General features: G+C 62.0%; 10 protein-coding genes. 5 read left to right on the top strand and 5 right to left on the bottom strand.

Going from position 1 to position 17,473, the window contains the following annotated elements; translation table 11 throughout:
• Positions 1-130: 130 nt before the first annotated feature.
• The 3 genes from ACSYDV_RS17240 to ACSYDV_RS17230 are packed head-to-tail and all read left to right on the top strand — an operon-like array spanning position 131 to position 4,741.
• The gene (locus tag ACSYDV_RS17240) at positions 131-1,960 is read left to right on the top strand and encodes a serine hydrolase domain-containing protein (protein WP_438325055.1); all 1,830 of its coding nucleotides are present in this window, start codon (positions 131-133) and stop codon (positions 1,958-1,960) included.
• Between the two features lie 52 nt (positions 1,961-2,012).
• The gene (locus tag ACSYDV_RS17235; protein WP_438325054.1) at positions 2,013-3,113 is read left to right on the top strand and encodes an alpha/beta fold hydrolase; all 1,101 of its coding nucleotides are present in this window, start codon (positions 2,013-2,015) and stop codon (positions 3,111-3,113) included.
• A complete protein-coding gene (locus ACSYDV_RS17230) occupies positions 3,113-4,741 on the top strand; it encodes an N-acyl-D-amino-acid deacylase family protein (RefSeq protein ID WP_438325053.1) in 1,629 nt (542 codons plus the stop codon). Before ACSYDV_RS17235 ends, ACSYDV_RS17230 begins: the two co-directional genes overlap by 1 nt.
• 211 nt (positions 4,742-4,952) lie before the next feature.
• Here the strand turns inward: ACSYDV_RS17230 and ACSYDV_RS17225 are convergent, their stop codons facing one another.
• The 5 genes from ACSYDV_RS17225 to ACSYDV_RS17205 form a co-directional block, all read right to left on the bottom strand.
• Entirely contained in the window at positions 4,953-7,652 is a 2,700-nt protein-coding gene (locus ACSYDV_RS17225; protein ID WP_438325052.1) for a TonB-dependent receptor plug domain-containing protein, read from the bottom strand.
• A 262-nt stretch (positions 7,653-7,914) separates the two neighbouring features.
• The gene (locus ACSYDV_RS17220; protein WP_438325051.1) at positions 7,915-9,036 is read right to left on the bottom strand and encodes a DUF1501 domain-containing protein; all 1,122 of its coding nucleotides are present in this window, start codon (positions 9,034-9,036) and stop codon (positions 7,915-7,917) included.
• A gap of 3 nt (positions 9,037-9,039) precedes the next feature.
• Entirely contained in the window at positions 9,040-10,473 is a 1,434-nt protein-coding gene (locus ACSYDV_RS17215; protein WP_438325050.1) for a DUF1800 domain-containing protein, read from the bottom strand.
• A gap of 170 nt (positions 10,474-10,643) precedes the next feature.
• On the bottom strand, positions 10,644-11,822 hold the full coding sequence (locus ACSYDV_RS17210) for an alkaline phosphatase (RefSeq protein WP_438325049.1): 1,179 nt from the start codon (positions 11,820-11,822) through the stop codon (positions 10,644-10,646).
• Positions 11,823-11,833: 11 nt separating this feature from the next.
• Positions 11,834-14,767, bottom strand: coding sequence for a TonB-dependent receptor (locus tag ACSYDV_RS17205; protein ID WP_438325048.1), 2,934 nt, complete (start codon positions 14,765-14,767; stop codon positions 11,834-11,836).
• Positions 14,768-15,162: 395 nt separating this feature from the next.
• On the opposite strand from ACSYDV_RS17205, the gene ACSYDV_RS17200 reads away from it, so the two are divergent.
• Both ACSYDV_RS17200 and ACSYDV_RS17195 read left to right on the top strand, forming a co-directional pair.
• A complete protein-coding gene (locus ACSYDV_RS17200; protein WP_438325047.1) occupies positions 15,163-15,906 on the top strand; it encodes a response regulator transcription factor in 744 nt (247 codons plus the stop codon).
• Entirely contained in the window at positions 15,903-17,384 is a 1,482-nt protein-coding gene (locus ACSYDV_RS17195) for a sensor histidine kinase (protein ID WP_438325046.1), read from the top strand. The genes ACSYDV_RS17200 and ACSYDV_RS17195 overlap by 4 nt, the downstream gene beginning before the upstream one ends.
• Positions 17,385-17,473: the final 89 nt, after the last annotated feature.

The raw sequence follows: 17,473 nt of genomic DNA, 5'->3' as shown, positions 1-17,473 counted from the left end.
ACGCGCAATATGGGCAGCCATGTTGGCTGCATGTCTGAGCCTGCCCGTGGCGGGGTCTGCCACACAAGCAGGTGACGCGCCGACCGTCAGGCCAAGTGTACCGAAACCGGCTTCGCCCGCTCGTGAATTGGTGAAGAGCGACGTCGACGCCTGGCTCGATGGCTATATGCCCTACGCGCTCAAGCGTGGCGACGCCGCTGGTGCCGTCGTTGTCGTGGTCAAGGATGGCCAGGTGTTGACGCAGCGCGGCTTTGGCTATTCCGACGTCGCGGCCCGCCGGCCCGTCGATCCCGATAAAACCCTTTTTCGACAGGCTTCGGTTTCGAAGCTGATCACCTGGACCGCGGTGATGCAGCTGGTCGAACAGGGCAAGATTGATCTCGACCGCGATATCAACGCCTATCTTGATTTCAAGATACCGGCCTTTGCGGGCAAGCCCGTCACGATGCGCAACCTGATGACGCATACTGCGGGTTTCGACGAGTTGCAGCGCGGGCTCAACAGCTATGATGCGAAGAAAATTCCTTCCCTTGGCGACACGCTGAAGCGTCAAATCCCGTATCGTATCTATGCCCCGGGTACGACGCCCGCCTATTCGAATTATGGCACCTCGCTGGGCGCCTATATTGTCGAGCGTGTGTCGGGCGTGCCGTTCAATGACTATGCCGATCGGAACATCTTCGCGCCGGCGGGAATGGTCCGCTCGACCTTCCGCCAGCCGCTCCCGGCAACGCTCCAGCCATTGATGGCGCGTGGCTATATGTCCGGTTCGGGCGCGCCGGGACCATTTGAATTCAACAGCCTCGCGCCATCGGGGGGATTGACGGCGACCGGTGCCGATATGGGCCGCTTCATGCTGGCCCATCTGGGCAATGGCGGCCCGTTGCTGAAGCCTGCGACCGCCGCGCTGATGCACAACAGCATCCTGCGCCTGATCCCGCCGCTGAACGGGATGGCGCTCGGCTTTTACGAGCAGAACATCAACGGCCGCCGGGCGTTGTCCCATGCCGGAGACAGCCGGAATTTTCACAGTCAGCTCTGGATTTTCCCGGAAGAAAATGTCGGCATCTATATGTCGATGAATGCTGCCGGGACGCAGAATGTGTCGGGTCCGATCCGCAGCTATTTGTTCGAAGCTTTCGCCGATCGCTATTTCCCCTTCCAAGCCCGTGACGGGCGCGTGGATGCGGCGACCGCGCGCGAGCATGCGCGGATGATGGTGGGTACGTACAACAAGACCCGGCGACTTGAGACGAGCTTTCTGAAGGCCATGGAACTTGCCGGGCAGACGAAAATTTCGTTCGACAGCGATGGCGGCATACAGCTCAACACCGCAGCCGCTATCGGCGGACAGCCGCGCAAATGGGTGGAAATCGAACCCTTTGTCTGGCGCGAGTCAGGGGGGCGGATGCGCCTGGCCGCAAAGCTGGAAAACGGCAGGGTCGTGCGCTTTGCTCTCGATTCCGGGTCGCCTTACATCGCCTTCGACCGGGTGCCATGGTATGTTTCGGCAAGCTGGATCACGCCGGCAACGCTCGCCAGCCTTGCTGCATTGCTGCTCAGCGCAATCGCATGGCCCGCCGGAGCTCTTGTTCGACGCCGCTACGGCACTGAACTGAGGCTCGAGCGTGCAGCCCTCAAAGCCTATCGCCTGACCCGGGGTTTTGCCGCACTTGCTGTCGCGCTGATGATCGGCTGGATCATGTTCGTGACCAAGCTGGTGGGCGACTTTTCCTCGCTCAGCGGAGAACTCGACTGGGCGCTGATCACTCTTCAGATCGTCACGCCGGTCATTCTTCTGGGCCTGCTGATCAGCGCGATCTGGAATGTCTGGCATGTCTGGAAGGGTAAGCCGGGCCGTTTCGCAAGGGTCTGGAGCATCGTGCTGCTGCTTGCCGCGGTCATGCTGCTGTGGGTCGGGGTGGGTTTCCATCTGATCGGTTTCGACACGCGCTTCTGAACGCACCGTGACGAAAGCCTAATGTCCGGCACATCGCCGGCAGGAGAAAAGCATGACAATCGATATTTCAGCCAGAAAGCCCGGCGGATGGCGGCGCGCGCTGCGCTGGTTGAAGCGCATATTGCTCGGCCTGCTGGCGCTCTTGCTGCTCGCCGTCCTTGTCGGCGCGATCTACGAGGCGATCGGGCGCCGGAACGCCGAGGCCGAATATCCGCCGCGCGGGAAGATGGTCGATGTCGGCGGGCGCAAGATGCACATCGATTGCCGCGGCGCGGGATCGCCGACGGTGATCCTTGAATCCGGGCTCGGCACCGGCGGGGTGGCCGACTGGACTCTGGTGCATGACAAGATCGCAGGATTTACGCGGGTCTGCGCCTATGACCGGGCGGGTATCATGTGGAGCGATCCCAAGGACACGCCGCAGCATGCGGCGACGATCGCCGACGATCTTCATGCGCTGCTCAAAGGAGCGGGAATTGACGATCGGCTGGTGCTCGTGGGCCATTCGATCGGCGGCCCCTATGTCAGTGCCTATACCGCCCGCTACGGCGACAAGGTCGATGGGCTCGTAATGGTCGATATCTCCCATCCCGATCAGGTTGCGCGGCTCGGCAGGGTGGTGGGTGCCGACGTCCACCCGCGTCAGGTAGCGACGACGATGCACGCCGCGACCGCGCTTGCCTGGACGGGGATTGTACGGCTGGCGCTCGCGAATTCCGGGCATGAAAAATTGCCGGCCGATGCACGTGCCCAAATTGATGCCTATGCGAGCCGGTCGGTCGCGGGCGTGACCTCCGAACTCGACGGCTTCGACGCGACGATGGACGACGCTCGCGCAGTCCGGAGTTTCGGAAACCGTCCCCTGATCCTGTTGACTGCGATGAAGCCGTTCAACGCCAGCGAACTCGAGCGGCTGGGGGTGAAAGCAAAGGACGGCGCGCGCTTCAAACAGGAATGGAAAGCGATGCACGCCGAACTGGCCGCGCTTTCGACCCGTGGGCGCCAGCAAATCGTCGCCGATGCCGGTCATTATATTCATGTCGAACGCCCCGAGCTGGTGATCGCAGCTGTTCGAGAAGCGGTCGATGCGGCGCGCGCCGACCGGGGGAAAATAAGAGCGGGCATATCGGATGCCCGAGCAGGAGATAGATGATGAAACGCAAGATATTGTTCGGAGCCTTACCGCTGCTGCTGCTGGCGAACACGCCGGCACCCGAATATGACATTGTGATCCGGCACGGCCGCGTCCTCGACGGCGCCGGCAATCCGTGGGTCAGCGCCGATGTCGCGGTGAAGGATGGCCGGGTCGTGCGCGTCGGGCAGGTGTCGGGGCGCGGTGCGAAGGAAATCGACGCGACCGGCCGCTATGTGTCGCCGGGCTTCATTGACATGATGGACCAGTCGGGCGGCGTATTGCTCAAAAATGGCGCTGCCGAGAACAAGCTGCGCATGGGTGTGACGACCGTGATCGCGGGCGAGGGCGGAACGCCGGTGCCTGCCGCCGAGATTCCGTCCTATTTCAACCAGCTCGAGCAGCAGGGAATTTCGGTCAATTTTGGTACCTATTACTCGACGACGCAAGCGCGGGTGAAGGTGATGGGCGATGGCGCCGGCGCGCCGACCGCGAAGCAACTCGAAGAAATGGGCCGCGAGGTCCGGATCGCGATGAACAACGGCGCCTTTGGTATCACCAGCGCCCTGATCTATCCGCCGAGCAGCTTTCAGAGTACCTCCGATCTCGTCACGCTGGCGAAGGTCGCGGCGCAATGCGACGGCTTCTACGCAACGCATATGCGCGACGAAAGCGGGGGGCTGGTCCAGGCGATCGAAGAGGCAATCGAGATTGGCGAGAAGGGCGGGGTGAAGGTCGAAATCTTCCACCTGAAGGCCGCCTATGCCCCCGGCTGGGGCAAGCTGATGCCGCAGGCAGTGGCGACGATCAACGCCGCGCGTGCGCGGGGTGTCGATGTCGCGGCGGATATTTATCCCTATACGGCGGGCGGCACCGGCCTCGAGATCATCGCGCCGACCTGGGTATGGGCCGACGGTGTCCAGAAGGGGATCGAACGGCTTCGTGATCCCAAAGTGCGCGAACGGATGAAGAAAGAGGTCGCCGCCGGGCCGATGCCCGGCTGGACGAACATGGTCCATGCATCGGGCGGGTTTGGCAATGTCCGGCTGGCCAATAGCTTCAGCGATAAATATCGCCCCTGGCACGGAAAGAGCCTGGCCGAGATCGGCAAGGCGCTGAACCGCGATCCGGCCGATGTCGCGTGGGACATCTTGCTCGAAGGTCTGCCCAATCGCGCTTTTGGTCTGTATTTCATGATGAGTGAACAGGACATCGATACGGCGCTGAAGCAGCCGTGGACCAGCATCGGCAGCGATGCCGCAGCGTCGGAGAAATTCGGCGAGATGGACGCACTCGGCCTGCCGCATCCGCGCGCCTATGGAACATTCCCGCGCATCATCGCCGAATATGTGAAGCGCCGGCCGGTGCTGTCGCTGGAGGAGGCGGTGCGCAAGATGACCGGCTGGCCGGCGCAGCGCATGGGCCTGTCCGATCGCGGATTGATCCGCGACGGGATGCGCGCAGACATCGTGGTCTTCGACCTCGACACGCTCGACGACGGGGCCACCTGGGACAAGCCGACGGCATCGCCAAGCGGGATCGAAACGGTTATCGTGAACGGCGTCGTCACGCTCGCCGACGGCAAGCATAGCGGTGCGAAGGCCGGCAGGGTGCTGCGCCGCGGCTGTGCGCCAGCCTCTGGATCATAATCACCGCGTTTGAGCAACGGCGGGCTTTTCCGATTGCGGAAAAGTCCGCCGTCTTCGCTTTACCCATTTCCTGACATGTGAGGCAGGGGCGCCGACCTCGGCCCGCAGCGAAGCCTGCCGGTCCCGCGAAAGGGATAGGGCAGAGGATATAAGAAAGGCGGCCGGGGTGACCCGGCCGCCTTTCTTGTTGCGCTACGCGATGCGCCGCGGCTTAGAAGCTGAGCTTCACTCCGCCTGAGATATAGCGCCCGATCACGTCATAGGTCGGGCTGAAAAAGGGCGTGAAGGGCGGAGCGCGATCGAACAGATTATTGACGTTGCCGAACAGCGTGAAGGGGCCAGCCTTGAACTGCAGGCCCAGATCGACATAGGTCCGGCTATCGACCTTGCCGTTGACGATCGGCAGCGCACTATAGTCGCCGCCCCCGACGTACCGGGTCCGAAGATTGATACCGAAATCGTCCTGGTCATACGCGATCGTCGCGGTCCCGCGCCATTTCGGCGTCGAGAAGGCGGTCTCGCCACCGACGATGCCCGCGATCTCCGCTCCGTTGATGTTGAGTTGCAGGATATGATTGGCAAGCGCGCGGAAGGTCAGATTTCCGTTGCCCACGGCGAGCCGGTACGACGCCTCGAAATCGATGCCGCGCGCGTTGTAATTGGCAAGATTGCGAAAGCTGTTGGTCATCGACTGGATGTCGCCGTTCGGCTTGCGCGTCACAATACCGTTGCAGCTCGGGTCGCCCGGCGTCGCCGCGTAGCATTGCTGAAGTAGATCCTGCGCCGTGATGGTCGTGATCACATTGTCGATGTCGATGTCATAATAATCGACCGACAGACGGAGACCCGGAACATAGTGCGGTGAATAGGATCCACCCAGCGTCAGCGTATGGGCAATTTCGGGGGTCAGATTCGCATTCCCCACCGAATAGACGGCGACGCTTGCCTGCGGCCGGTCGCGCACGCCGTTGGCGTCGGGGAAGGGATCGGTGACATTGCCGATATTCGTCGAACGGCCGAGGAAATATTCGTTGATGCTGGGCGAGCGGATGTCACGCGAATAGACCGCGCGGAGCAACAGGTCGCTCGCGAGGCGGAGCGTGCCGCCCGTCTTCCACGACCAGATCCCGCCGCTGGTGCTGTAATCCGAATATCGCGCCGCGCCGTTGACTTCGAGTTTCACCGCATCGGCGATATCGAGCAGCGGCACATTGACCTCCGCGAACACCTCTTTGACATTGAAGCTGCCATTCGTCGGCGTGGCATTGAGCGTGCTGAGGGCGTTCGTGAGCGACAGCGGGTCGACATAATTGGTAACCTGCTTCTCCCACCGCACGTCGCTGCCGATCGCGATATCGACCGGCCCTGCCCAGGTCGAAAAGGGTTGGCCTGAAAGGCTGGCGCCCATCGCATCCAGCTTGACCGTATAGATGAAGTGCGAACCGCCGAAGGCATAACCAAGTGCGGAATCGGAGATATTGCCGTTGCCGAACAGGTTGATCGGGACGCAGGCGGCGTCGTCATTGGTCGTGATCGCGTCGGCATTTATGCGGCAGGTCGGCGTATTTCCGACCAGAACCGCATCGACCGCATTGCCGAAGCGCGCCTTGATCTGCTGATTGTCCAGCCGCTGGTTGAAACGGACTTCGCCATGATTGTAATAAAGCTTGTAGGTCCAGCCATCGCCGAAACTGCCGTCGAGGCCGATGGCGCCCTCTAGATTGCGGCGGCTGTATCGAAGATTCAGCATGCCGTCCGGGCCGACGTCGTCGAGCAGGCGGCCGAGGATGAACGGCCCCGTAACCCCGGCGGCGGCAAGCTGGTCGCGGTTCGCCTGGGTCAGGAAGGCGTTATCGGGCATGATGAGCTGGGTCGGCGTCTCGGGGAAGAGGCCATAGTCGGCCGTCATCCGGTGAAAACCGAAATTGGCCCAGACGGTGAGCGTGTCGGTCAGGTCATAGCTTGCCCGGGTGAACAGGTTGACTCGTTCATAGGGGGCGCTGATCGAAACATAGTCGAAGAGATTCTGGCCGCCGCCGCCGATCGTATATTGTCCCTGCGTGACGTTTCCGAGGGGCATCGGGCCGATGTTGCCGTCGGGTTGGAATACCAGATTATAGGGGGTCCCAAGGGTGTTGAGAATCGAACCACCATTATAGATTTGGGTGAAATTGGGATTGTGGACCAGCTCGAGCTGGCCGTCCGGGCGCAAAAACAGCCCTGATTCCAGTTTGGGGCGATCCTTGCGGCTGCGGATGCCGCGCTCGTCCATATATTCGCTGGCAATCATGAAATGGCCGCGGCCATCCGCAAAATCCGTACCCCATGCGATATCGGCGCCATAGCGCGCGCCGTCGCCGCGCGACGAGATGCCGGTCTGCGCGCCCAGACGCCAGCCGGTGAAATCATCGTCGAGGATGATGTTGACGACGCCTGCGACCGCGCCCGAGCCCCATGCGGCCGAAGCGCCTCCCGTGACGACATCGACGCGTTTGACAAGATTTTGCGGCACGATGTTGAGATCATTTGCGCCGACAAAGCGGTGTCCGTTGAGCAGCGTGAGCGTCCGAACCGCGCCAAGACCACGCATGTCGGCCGTCGAAACGCCGCTGCTGATCGCGCCTGCCATCGTGGTGGGCGTCGACGTGGCACGAAACTGGGGCACATCATTCAGAACCTGGGCGATGCTTGGGCGGTTTCCGAGAGCGAGTTCGGCCTCGCCAATCACCGTGGTCGGTGTGGGGGCGTCAAAACCCGAACGCTGAATGCGCGATCCCGTGACGACAATATCTTCTTCACCGATCACGCTGTCGGCGGTGTCATTATCGACGCTCTGCGCAGAAACAGCGCTGTGGCCGAGCCCGAATGTGAGCGCGGTGCTGGCCAGCAAGCCGAGTTGAATAAGCTTCATTGAAATCCCCTTTGCCTTCCATGGCAAGCCGGGCGCGGGTTGGTGACCCTTGATTCTAACCCGGAGAATCCTGAACCGGACTGCTGCTTGCCGATCGACATAAGGACAGAGGGATTTGAAAATTTCAAGTCACAAAAGAGAAATATTTCAAAAAATGAAAATATAATTTCACTGCAGCGACAGAACTGCGTTGTCCGAATTCGCTATGGGGTCTCTCATATGTCATTGAATCAAAACAATATTCTGGACAGGAAATCGGCCGTCATATGTCGGGATAAAGCCTCTTCATCAAATATGCCGGATCGAGCGCATAATGATGCGCAACCGCGCCGGCGATCACGCTTTCGAGGCCACGCGTCGGTTTGAGATCGCGACCTTCGTAGCGCGCGGCGGAGCCAAGGCCGGGCCAGTCGGCCGACACCTTTCCGCCTTCGTTGAGGCCACCGCCGAGCAGCATCGCCGTCGATGCGGTGCCATGGTCGGTGCCACCTGTGCCGTTGACCTCGACCGTGCGGCCGAACTCGGTTGCGACGATCACCAGCGTATCGGTCCACGCCGCGCCCAGTCCCGTTTGCAGCGCGCCGATCAGCTGGTCGAGCCCGCGCAGTTGAGCCGCAAGTCGTCCGCGCTGTCCGCTGTGCGTGTCCCAGCCGCCGGTTTCGACCATCATGATGCGCGCGCCGTCGGCGGGAAGCATCAACGACGCGGCGAGCTTGCCGAGTTCGGCGCCGTTGCGGCCGTTGTTGCCGCCGATGTCGCCCGCCAGCTCCTGCGTCCTGATCGCGCTGTCCCATAGCGGATGAAGCAGGGGATCGTTCTGATATAGCGCGGTCAGGCGCACGATCAGGTCGGCGTCGGCCTGCGGCAGGCGGCTTGGCGCATAGGTGCCCACCTGCACCGATCCGCGCAGGGCGAGCGGCACGGCGGGCGCGATGGCGATCGCGTCGCGCTCGGCAGCCGGAAGCAGTGCGAGCAGCCGGCCGACCCAACCGTCGTCGCGGCCATAAGGACGCGATCCGCCACCCTCGAGCATATTCTGCCCGTCGAAGTGCGACCGGTCGCGATAGCCGGTTGCGACGGCGTGCGCGAAATGGGCCTGCTTGCCACTATAGAGGTTCGCGGTCGTCGCCATCGCGGGGTGTAGCGTGAACATGGCATCGAGCCGGGCGCCACCCGCCGTCTCGTCGGCCATTGCGCGGCGCGCGTCAGCGAAGGCGGGATCGCCGGTGGGTGCGACGATGGCGAGGCCATCGGCGCCGCCGCGCTGGATGACGAAGACGAGGCGTTTCGGCGTGCCCGCGGCGGCATAGGCAAGGCCGGGCAGCGCCCCTGCGGCGGCGACGGTGATCCCCGACAGGATGATCGAACGGCGTGAGAGGTTCATAATCTATCTCCGCAGAAAGGCAGGGCTTGCGAACAGCATCGCCAGTCCCTGCCCGGGGCTGTCGGCGCGGGCGATTGCCTGCGCCGTTTCGGCGGTGAGCGCATCGGCGAGGATGAGTGGCGCGAGCTGGCGGGCATCGGCGCGGTCGCCGATCCGCCCGGCGATGCGGCTTGCCAGTTCGACCCGCTGCATTAGCGCCGCAGACCCCGCCCATGTCGCGACCATATCGTCATAGCCCTTGGGCGATCCCGGGCGCCACACAGGCTGGCCAAGCTGGACGAACATCGCAGAGATATTTTGCCGCTCGCCCAGCGCGGGCGTCCTGAGAGCCCGCAGCATCGAAATGGTCCAGTCCCACGGCGACTTGAACATCGCGGGCCCCGCCGCCCACGGTTCGGGCGACGCGACCAGCGTGCGATAGAGCGAGGGTAAGTCGCCGCCGGTCTTTTCGAAATCGCTCGCCAGCCGGTCGATCAGCGCGGCAGGCGGCTCGTCACCGGTGAAGTGGCGCGCCAGCTTGGTCGCAATATGGCGCGCGGTCGCGGGATGGACGGCAAGGTCGCGCAGCACTGCTTCGGCCTGACGTTCGCCGGGCTGGTCATAACGCCTGCCGAGGATCGTCTGCGCCCCCGGCTGGTGCAATTGTTCTGCGAACAGCGTCTCGCCGGGCTGCGCGTCGGCAGGCATCGCCCGCTGGCCGGCGCCGCGCCCGAGCCCGGCGACGGTGAGGCCGGTGAGCGCCTTGGCGAAACTAGTCACATCGGTCTGAGTATAACCGGCGCGCACCCCCAGCGTGTGCAATTCCATGATTTCGCGTGCCAGATTTTCGTTGAGGCCGGGTGCTTGCCGGTTGCCGCGATTTCGGACGCGCGTCGCAAAAGGACTGTCGGGGCCGATGCTCTGCGCCTGATCGAGATAGAGCAGCATCGCCGGATGGTGGACCGCAGCGACCAGCAGGTCCGAAAACTTGCCCATGATATGCGGACGGATCGCTTCATTTTCGTAATTGCCGGCAAAGCCGATGACGGCCTGCTTGTCGGCCGACACCGCAAAATGATTGGTCCAGAAATGGACCAGCCGTTCGGGGAACGGGGCCGTCGTCGCGACTGCGGCGGCGAGGCGCCCGCCCGCCGCCTCGGCATAATGGCGGCGGAAGCCTGCGCGCGACATGCGCCGAACGTCTTCGGGCATCGTCGTTTCGTCATCGCTCATCGCTGCGGCAGCGTTGGCCTCGCGGCGCATCGCCTGTCGGTCTTCGCGATATTCGGCATAGGCTGCCGCTATAGCCGTGCGCCCGGCGAGGCCCGCCAGCGCGGCAGGCGCGGGATCATAATCGCCAAGCTGGCGCGTTACCCAGGCTTTTGGATCGTCTGTCGCCGCCTCATCGAAGCGTCGGCCAAGGCCGAAACGGTTCCAGGCAATATATCGGGATAGCATGGGTTCGCCTTTCAAGCCGGAAGGGGGCGGTGCATCCTGTTTGTCGCGAAGCTATCCCAATTTTGTCGCGAAGCTGTCCCACGCGCAAAATTACGCCCAGCCGTGCCGGTGCGACCGGTCCGACTGGGCGTTCTCCTGTTTGAACCTATAAAATAGGCCATATGCCTGGGCTATTTGCGGACTGCGGTGTCCGGCTTCCAGCCCCATGCCTTCATCATGACATCGAAAAGATAGGTGTTTGGGAAATAGCCGCGAACGCGTTCGGCGCCTGCACCCGTGGCGAGCGCGGTCACTTCCTCCGCCGTATGCGTATCGTTGACCAATATATTCTTCAGACGGACGATGTCGCCTTCCTTGGGGGCGGCTTTCCACGCTTCGTAACCCTCCAGAAGAGGTTCACCGCGGCGGCCTCCGTCGACCTGAAGCCCGAAGCTGTGATCGGCGGTGAAGAGAAGCAGCGTGTCCTTGAGATCGACCCGGCGCTCGACTTCGGCGATCAGCTTGTCGAAATCGACGACATTCTGGATACCCTCGCGCGGATCGTCGGTGTGGGCATCCCATTCGACCACAAGGAAATAGCCTTTGGGCGACTGCTGCAGAATATCGAGCGCCTTCAGCGTTGCGGCGTGAACGTCCATTCCGTTGCCGACGACGATCGGGCGTGCGTTCGTGGCTGGCACCTGATCGAGCGTCGAATAGATCGGCCGTTTGTGCACCTGGCTGAGCTTTTCGAAGCTGGTTCCTGCCGCAACCAGCTGTTCGCCGATCTTGGCACGCCCTGCGCCGAACATCACATCCACGCCATCGCCAAAGCGCGGAGAAAAGACTTGGGGAAAGATCGTGCCCCAGGTTTTCCGGTCATTCGAATGCGCATAAGTCGCGGCAGGCGTCGCGTCGGCGATCGATTGGGTGCTGATCACACCCGTGAGCAGGCCGCGCTCCTCGGCGTATTCGAGGAGGGTTTTGGTCGGCGTACCATCCTGCCGGCCGCGGATGGCGTCCGGCCCCTGGCTGATCACGCCGTTGCGTGTCTTCACCCCGGTCATGATCGACGACATGCCGTTGGCCGAATCCGAGACATATTGATCGACCGGCGAGGTTTCGCTGAGGCCGAGGCTCGGCCATTGCTGGATACGCAGCTTCTGCGGTTCACCATAGCCGAGCAGGCTGGCGGCATGGATCGTCGACACGCCCCCGGCATCGGCCAGAAACAGGATGATGTTCTTCGCCTTGCCCGGTGTTTGCGCGGTTGGGGCGGCTTCGGTGGGCGCGGTCTGCGCGAGCGCCGGGATGGCGGACGCGGCCGTCGTCAAAAGGCAAAGCGACAGCAGGCATTTCTTGTTCATCATCATGTCCTCGATCAGAATTTATATTCGAAGCCGAAACGGAATTTCCGGCCGGTAATGCTCGCGTCCTCGACGAACTGGCGATAACCCGAATAGGAAACCTGCGGTTCATTGGTGAGGTTGGTCACCGAGGCATAGGCTTTGAGGTTCTTGGCAAAGCTGTAGGCGGCCCGCACGTCGATGCGTTTCTCGGCGGCATAGAATTCATCGCTTTCGATGCTGTCGCCCAAACCTTCGACATAATCGTCGCGGTAGATGTAATCGCCGCGGATCTCGAAGCCCTTCCATGCCCATTCGAGCGATGCGTTGAACAGGAATTTCGAGAAGCCGGGGACGGGCAATTGCCGGTCGTCGTCGCGATTGGGATAGGTCGCCTTGCTGTCGGAGAAGGTCGCGCTGACGCTGGCGCTCAGGCCGCGCAAGGCGCCGGGCAGGAAGGTGAAGCGCTGGCGCGCGATAAGCTCGATGCCATAGTTTTTCGCGGTCGACCCGTTGAGCGGCACTTCATATTCGAAATCGCCCTCGGGGTCGAAGATCGGAATCCCGCCCGCATCGATATCAGCGAAATTATAGACCTGCGTGTAAGAGAAGTTCTTCACATTCTTATAGAAGACCGCAACGCTGTAGAGGCCGCCGCTGTCGGTGTAATATTCCAGCTGGGCGTCGAAATTGTTCGAAAGCGCGGGGCGAAGGTTGGGGTTGCCGTCGACGATGTCGCCGTCCTCGTTGACGAAGCGTCCTGCGGTCAGTTCGCTGAGGCGCGGGCGGCCATAGCTGCGGTTATAGCTTTCGCGCATGATGAGATTGGGCGCTAGCTCATGGCGGAAATGGATGCTCGGCAGCCAATGTCCATAAGAGTCGCCCTGCCGGACTTCGGTGAAGCTGGCATTGCCGTCGAGATAGCTCACCTGATAGTTGGTGTTCTTCCAGTTCACATGCTCATATCGCACGCCGGCGATGACGCTATGTCCGCCAAGGCGCCAGGTGCCCATGACATAGCCCGCGGCGGTTTCTTCGGACGCGTCATAATCCTCGAAATAGCTGTCCTCGAGTGAATCCTCTTCCTCATAGCTGAAGAGGTTCGGGTTGCTCTTCAGGAGCGCCACGCCCTTTGCCGGGTTGACGTCGAAATATTTGTTGCCGCCCAGAATGATGGCGTTGTTCGGCGTCACCACCTGCGCATAGGGGAAGGCGTCGTCCATCGAATAGACGTCGGCCACTTGGTCGAAGCGCGGCGTGCTGCGATAATATTTCGCGCCGGTCTTCAGCGTCAAAGCACTCTCGCCAAGCTCGAACTTGCGCTCGAAGTCGGCGCGCGCGCTGAAGACGTCTTCCGTGCGAACCGAATTGTTGAGGATCAGCTCACCCTCGGTGACCAGCGAGAGGTCGGTCGGATCGCGGCCGCTCAGCTCGTTGATGATGACCTCTCCGCGCGACGGATCGATCAGATGATATTCGAACTGAAGCCACGGATCGTCGGGCTCCATGACGAAGTTCAGTTCATTGTCGTTGGTCGTGGTCTGCTTGTTGCGCGAATAAAAGAAGTCATAGGTCAGCAGGCTGTTGGGGCTTTCGTGACGGCCGCCCAGATTGGCTGAAAAGAGACTGGTCTTGCGGTCGTCTTCGGTGCCGATCCAGCCGCGCGAACCCCGTGAACCAGAGCTGCCCGTTGTGCCGCGCCCATAATCGGGGGTCAGCTCGGCATAAGTCTTGCGGACGCCGACGGCATCCTGGAACCGGGTGTCGATGTCGATATCCGTCTCATATTTCACACCGCGGCGGTCGGCGTTGCTGTAAAAGAAACGGGCGTAGAAGGAGTTAAACGGATCGGTCCGGAAATCGAGGTTGAGGTTGCCGGTGAGCGTCTTGGTGACGCGGGTGTCATATTCCCAGTGCGAGGCCTCCATAAACCAAACGGGTTCGGAATACTGGCCAAGGTTCAGCGCCGGATTATTTTCCGGGGTGACCTGCACCCAGTCCATGTCGCGGTTCAGCGAATAGCGATCGGTCTGATAGCTGCTGATCGTCGCGCTGATACCGAAGTTTCGGTCACCGCCGCCAATGCTGAGCAGATCCGAATATTGCGCGGTCACGGCATGGCCGAATTTTTCGGGAAGATCGCTGTAGATGCCGCCGACATCGACGCTGATTTCGCGTCCGCTGCGCTGAAACGCGCTGCGGCTCACGACGTTGATGATACCGCCGATGGCGTCGCCGTCGCGATCGGGCGTCGGTGCCTTGATGACCTCGATCGTCGTAATGCCGTCGCCCGAAAATTGCGTCAGGCCGATGCCGCGCCCGCCGCCCGAGGTCGGAACGCGATTTCCGTCGATCTGGAAGCTGTTATAATCGCCCTCGATCCCGCGGATGTTGATCCCTGTCGGCGACCCGTCCTGATCGGTGTTGACGCTGAGGCCCGGCAGGCGCTGAAGCGCATAGCCGATGTTCCCGTCGGGCGACGGGCCGAAGGTCTCCTCGGACACGATGTTGACGATGCCATTGGCTGTCTTTTGCTGGTTGATCGCCAGCGCCTGGCCCGATGCCGCGGCGCGAACCACAATATCTTCGCCACTCAGCGAACTGCTGGTCAGCGCGATATTCGCTTCGGCATGGCCGCCCTGCGGCATGTCGACCGTATAGGTGGCCCGGTCCAGACCGACATAATCGATCTGCAACGTCACGCGGCCCGAAGGCACGACGACGTGAAACCGGCCGTCCTCCAGCGTATAATCCTGGGCATTCGATCCGACGACCCGGACGATCGCGCCCCGCAGCGATTGGCCCGTCGCTTCGTCATACACGCGGCCGGTGACCGTCCCGTGGGTGCTGTCGGCGGCTGCCGCAACCGCGGCGGTTGTCACCTGCGCCTGCGTCGTGCCGACGGCCAGAGCGATGATTGCGGTTGAAGCGAGCATGGTCAGTGGCCGCATCGGCCGAAATGTCTTCATGATTGAACGTCCCCTGTATTCGAGGCGGGCGCGGCCGCCCCACGATATATGCGCATGTCTCCGCGCTCCGGGGCCGAACGGCTTTCCGAAGTCGCAGCTCTGATCTGGTTCGAAATTCAGGCGCGGCGTGGCTTGTTGAACCCGCTCAAATTTGCCGCGTCCGAAGTGGTTTCGCTTGTTCCGGTATCTCGATGGTCGCCGTTATTATGGTCTTGTTGGCGGCGTCAGCTATGTCCGCGAGATGACAGCGAAGTTACATTTGGCTCCGATGAATTGTTAAAAAATCCTAATGGTCGGGCCGTCACATATCTGTCCTCAAGCTGTCGTAACGGGCCGGGGGTGGCGCGAAACCGGCTTGTGGCCCGCGCCTTTTCGAGGCGGGAATGCGACAGGCGATGGAAAGGTTCGAAGCCAATCAGACGCTTTGCGCTGCGCGATATGAGGCGCAGGATGCTCGTCGCTCGATCCTCATCGTCGAAGACGATCCGGATATGGCAGGATTTCTGGCCGATAGCCTCGCTGCCGAGGGTTATGACGTTCAATGGGCGGCGGACGGACTGACGGGACTGTCGGCCGCGCGCGCCGCTGCCTTCGACGCCATCATTCTCGACCGGATGCTGCCGGCCCTCGATGGGCTTTCGGTCATCCAGGCGTTGCGGAGCGAAGGCAACACCACGCCCGTCGTCTTCCTTTCGGCAATCGGCACCGCCGATGAGCGCGTGCGGGGATTGCGCGCCGGATCAGACGATTATCTGGTGAAGCCTTTCGAGCTGGCAGAGTTGATGGCCCGCCTCGATATAATCCATCGCCGTCATGCTACGTCTCCGGCCGCGCCGATCCGCCTTTTCGCCGCCGATCTGTCGCTGGACCTGCTTTCTTCGCGCGCCGTTCGAGCGGGCGAGCCGTTATTGCTTCAACCGCGCGCGATGCAGCTTCTTGAATATCTGATGCGCCACCATGGGCAGGTCGTCACGCGATCCATGATCCTGCAGAAGGTGTGGAATTATGACTTCGATCCCGGCACCAACGTGATCGATGTCTATATCAGCAACCTGCGAAAGGAGATCGACCGGCCGGGCCTCGCGCCGCTGCTCCACACCGTCCGGGGCAAAGGATATCGGCTGGGACTGCTGGCATGAACGCTCCCTTCGGACGCGACCGACTGCATACTCCACGCCGTCGCGGCGCTGCGCGGACCGGGGTTTCGGCGAGCGAGGTGCAGGGTCTTGCGCTTTCGTCGGGGTTGCGCCGAACCGGGATGAAGCCGTTCAGGTCGACGAGCGCGCGCTTCGTCCTCCTCAGTCTCGCGATATGTTTCGCCTGCGTGGTGCCCGTCCTTGGCTATGTATATCATCAGATTGATCATCTTTTGCTCGCCGAATTTCAGCGCCCGCTGGAATACCGTCAGGGCAATCTTGTGAAGCATTTCGAAAACGGTGGCATTTCCGAACTGCAGACTTCGGTCGCCAGCCGTGCCAGCCGTGCTTATCAGGATCAGACCGCAGTCCTCCTCGTGGATGCGGCTGGCCGAAAGCTCGCAGGAAATCTTTCTGCATGGCCGGAAGGATTGCGCGCGCCGCGCGAATGGGCGCCCGCCATGCTGCACCGCGACGGGTCCGAAAACCCCGAAGAGTTTCTCGTCCTGACGACCCGCCTGCATTCCGGCGAACGATTGCTGCTGGGCGGGCTGCTGGACAATCGCGCGTCGATGCAGGCCACTTTGCTGCGCGCATTATTCGCTGCGCTCGCGCTGGCCGTCCCGATCGGCTTGGCTGGCAGCCTTCTGGTCGTGCGCGAAATGAACCGCATGGTCGACGCGATCTCGGCGGTGGGTGACCATGTGGCGGCGGGCGATCTCGCGCGTCGTGCGGAGATAGATGGCAGCGGCGACCCGGTCGACCGCCTGAAAATCTCTCTGAACGCTACCCTCGATCGGATCGAAACCCTTGTCGAGGAGCATCGCACGCTCACCGATGCGCTGGCGCATGATCTGCGCTCGCCACTAACACATATCCATATTCAGGTTGCCCAAGCCTTGAATGATGCTCCGGAGAGCAATCAGCAGGCCCGTTTCGACGTCATATCGAAGGAACTGGGGCGCGTGCTCCACATGCTGGAAAGCGCAATCGAGATAAGTCGCGCCGAGGCGGGCATTGCGCGCCGCGATTTCGAATGCTTCGATGCGGGGGAAGTGCTTCGCGACCTCGCCGAGATTTACGAACCGGCGGCACTCGCGAGCGGAGTGGTGATAACCGCCGCGTGCGAGCAGAAACTTTGGGTGAGCGGAAATCGCGGACTTGTCGCTCGCGCCCTTTCGAATCTCATCGACAACGCGCTGAAATATGGATCGGACGGTGGCGAGATCGCTTTGGAGGCGACGTCCACCGAAGCCGACGTTCTTCTGGCGGTTGCCGATCGGGCAGGCGGAATTCCGTTGGCTCGACATGCAGAGGCGATGCGCAAATTCGGCCGACTGGACCCCGCTCGTACCACGCCCGGCAGCGGCCTCGGGTTGAGCCTGGTGAAGGCTGTTGCATCGCTCCATCGAGGCCGCTTCCTGCTGGAAGAAAACCATCCCGGGCTTCGCGCGCTGGTGATCCTGCCCCGACACGCCTGAGGTTAGGGCTGCGAGAGCGACGGCAGAGAGAAGGCGTGTCTCGACAGGCTGCGTCGGTCAAATTGTTTGGCAAAGTCCGCCCGGCTCGC

This window comes from Sphingopyxis selenitireducens, assembly GCF_051550705.1.
Taxonomy (GTDB): domain Bacteria; phylum Pseudomonadota; class Alphaproteobacteria; order Sphingomonadales; family Sphingomonadaceae; genus Sphingopyxis.
Note: the sequence above shows the minus strand (reverse complement) of the source record. Positions and strands in the feature narration are given on the sequence as shown.

Excerpts from the sequence above, each read along its gene's own strand:
- ACSYDV_RS17235 (WP_438325054.1), top strand. The coding sequence starts at position 2,013 with ATGACAATCGATATTTCAGCCAGAAAGCCCGGCGGATGGCGGCGCGCG.
- ACSYDV_RS17230 (WP_438325053.1), top strand. The coding sequence starts at position 3,113 with ATGAAACGCAAGATATTGTTCGGAGCCTTACCGCTGCTGCTGCTGGCG.
- ACSYDV_RS17225 (WP_438325052.1), bottom strand. The coding sequence starts at position 7,652 with ATGAAGCTTATTCAACTCGGCTTGCTGGCCAGCACCGCGCTCACATTC.
- ACSYDV_RS17220 (WP_438325051.1), bottom strand. The coding sequence starts at position 9,036 with ATGAACCTCTCACGCCGTTCGATCATCCTGTCGGGGATCACCGTCGCC.
- ACSYDV_RS17215 (WP_438325050.1), bottom strand. The coding sequence starts at position 10,473 with ATGCTATCCCGATATATTGCCTGGAACCGTTTCGGCCTTGGCCGACGC.
- ACSYDV_RS17210 (WP_438325049.1), bottom strand. The coding sequence starts at position 11,822 with ATGATGAACAAGAAATGCCTGCTGTCGCTTTGCCTTTTGACGACGGCC.
- ACSYDV_RS17205 (WP_438325048.1), bottom strand. The coding sequence starts at position 14,767 with ATGAAGACATTTCGGCCGATGCGGCCACTGACCATGCTCGCTTCAACC.
- ACSYDV_RS17200 (WP_438325047.1), top strand. The coding sequence starts at position 15,163 with ATGGAAAGGTTCGAAGCCAATCAGACGCTTTGCGCTGCGCGATATGAG.
- ACSYDV_RS17195 (WP_438325046.1), top strand. The coding sequence starts at position 15,903 with ATGAACGCTCCCTTCGGACGCGACCGACTGCATACTCCACGCCGTCGC.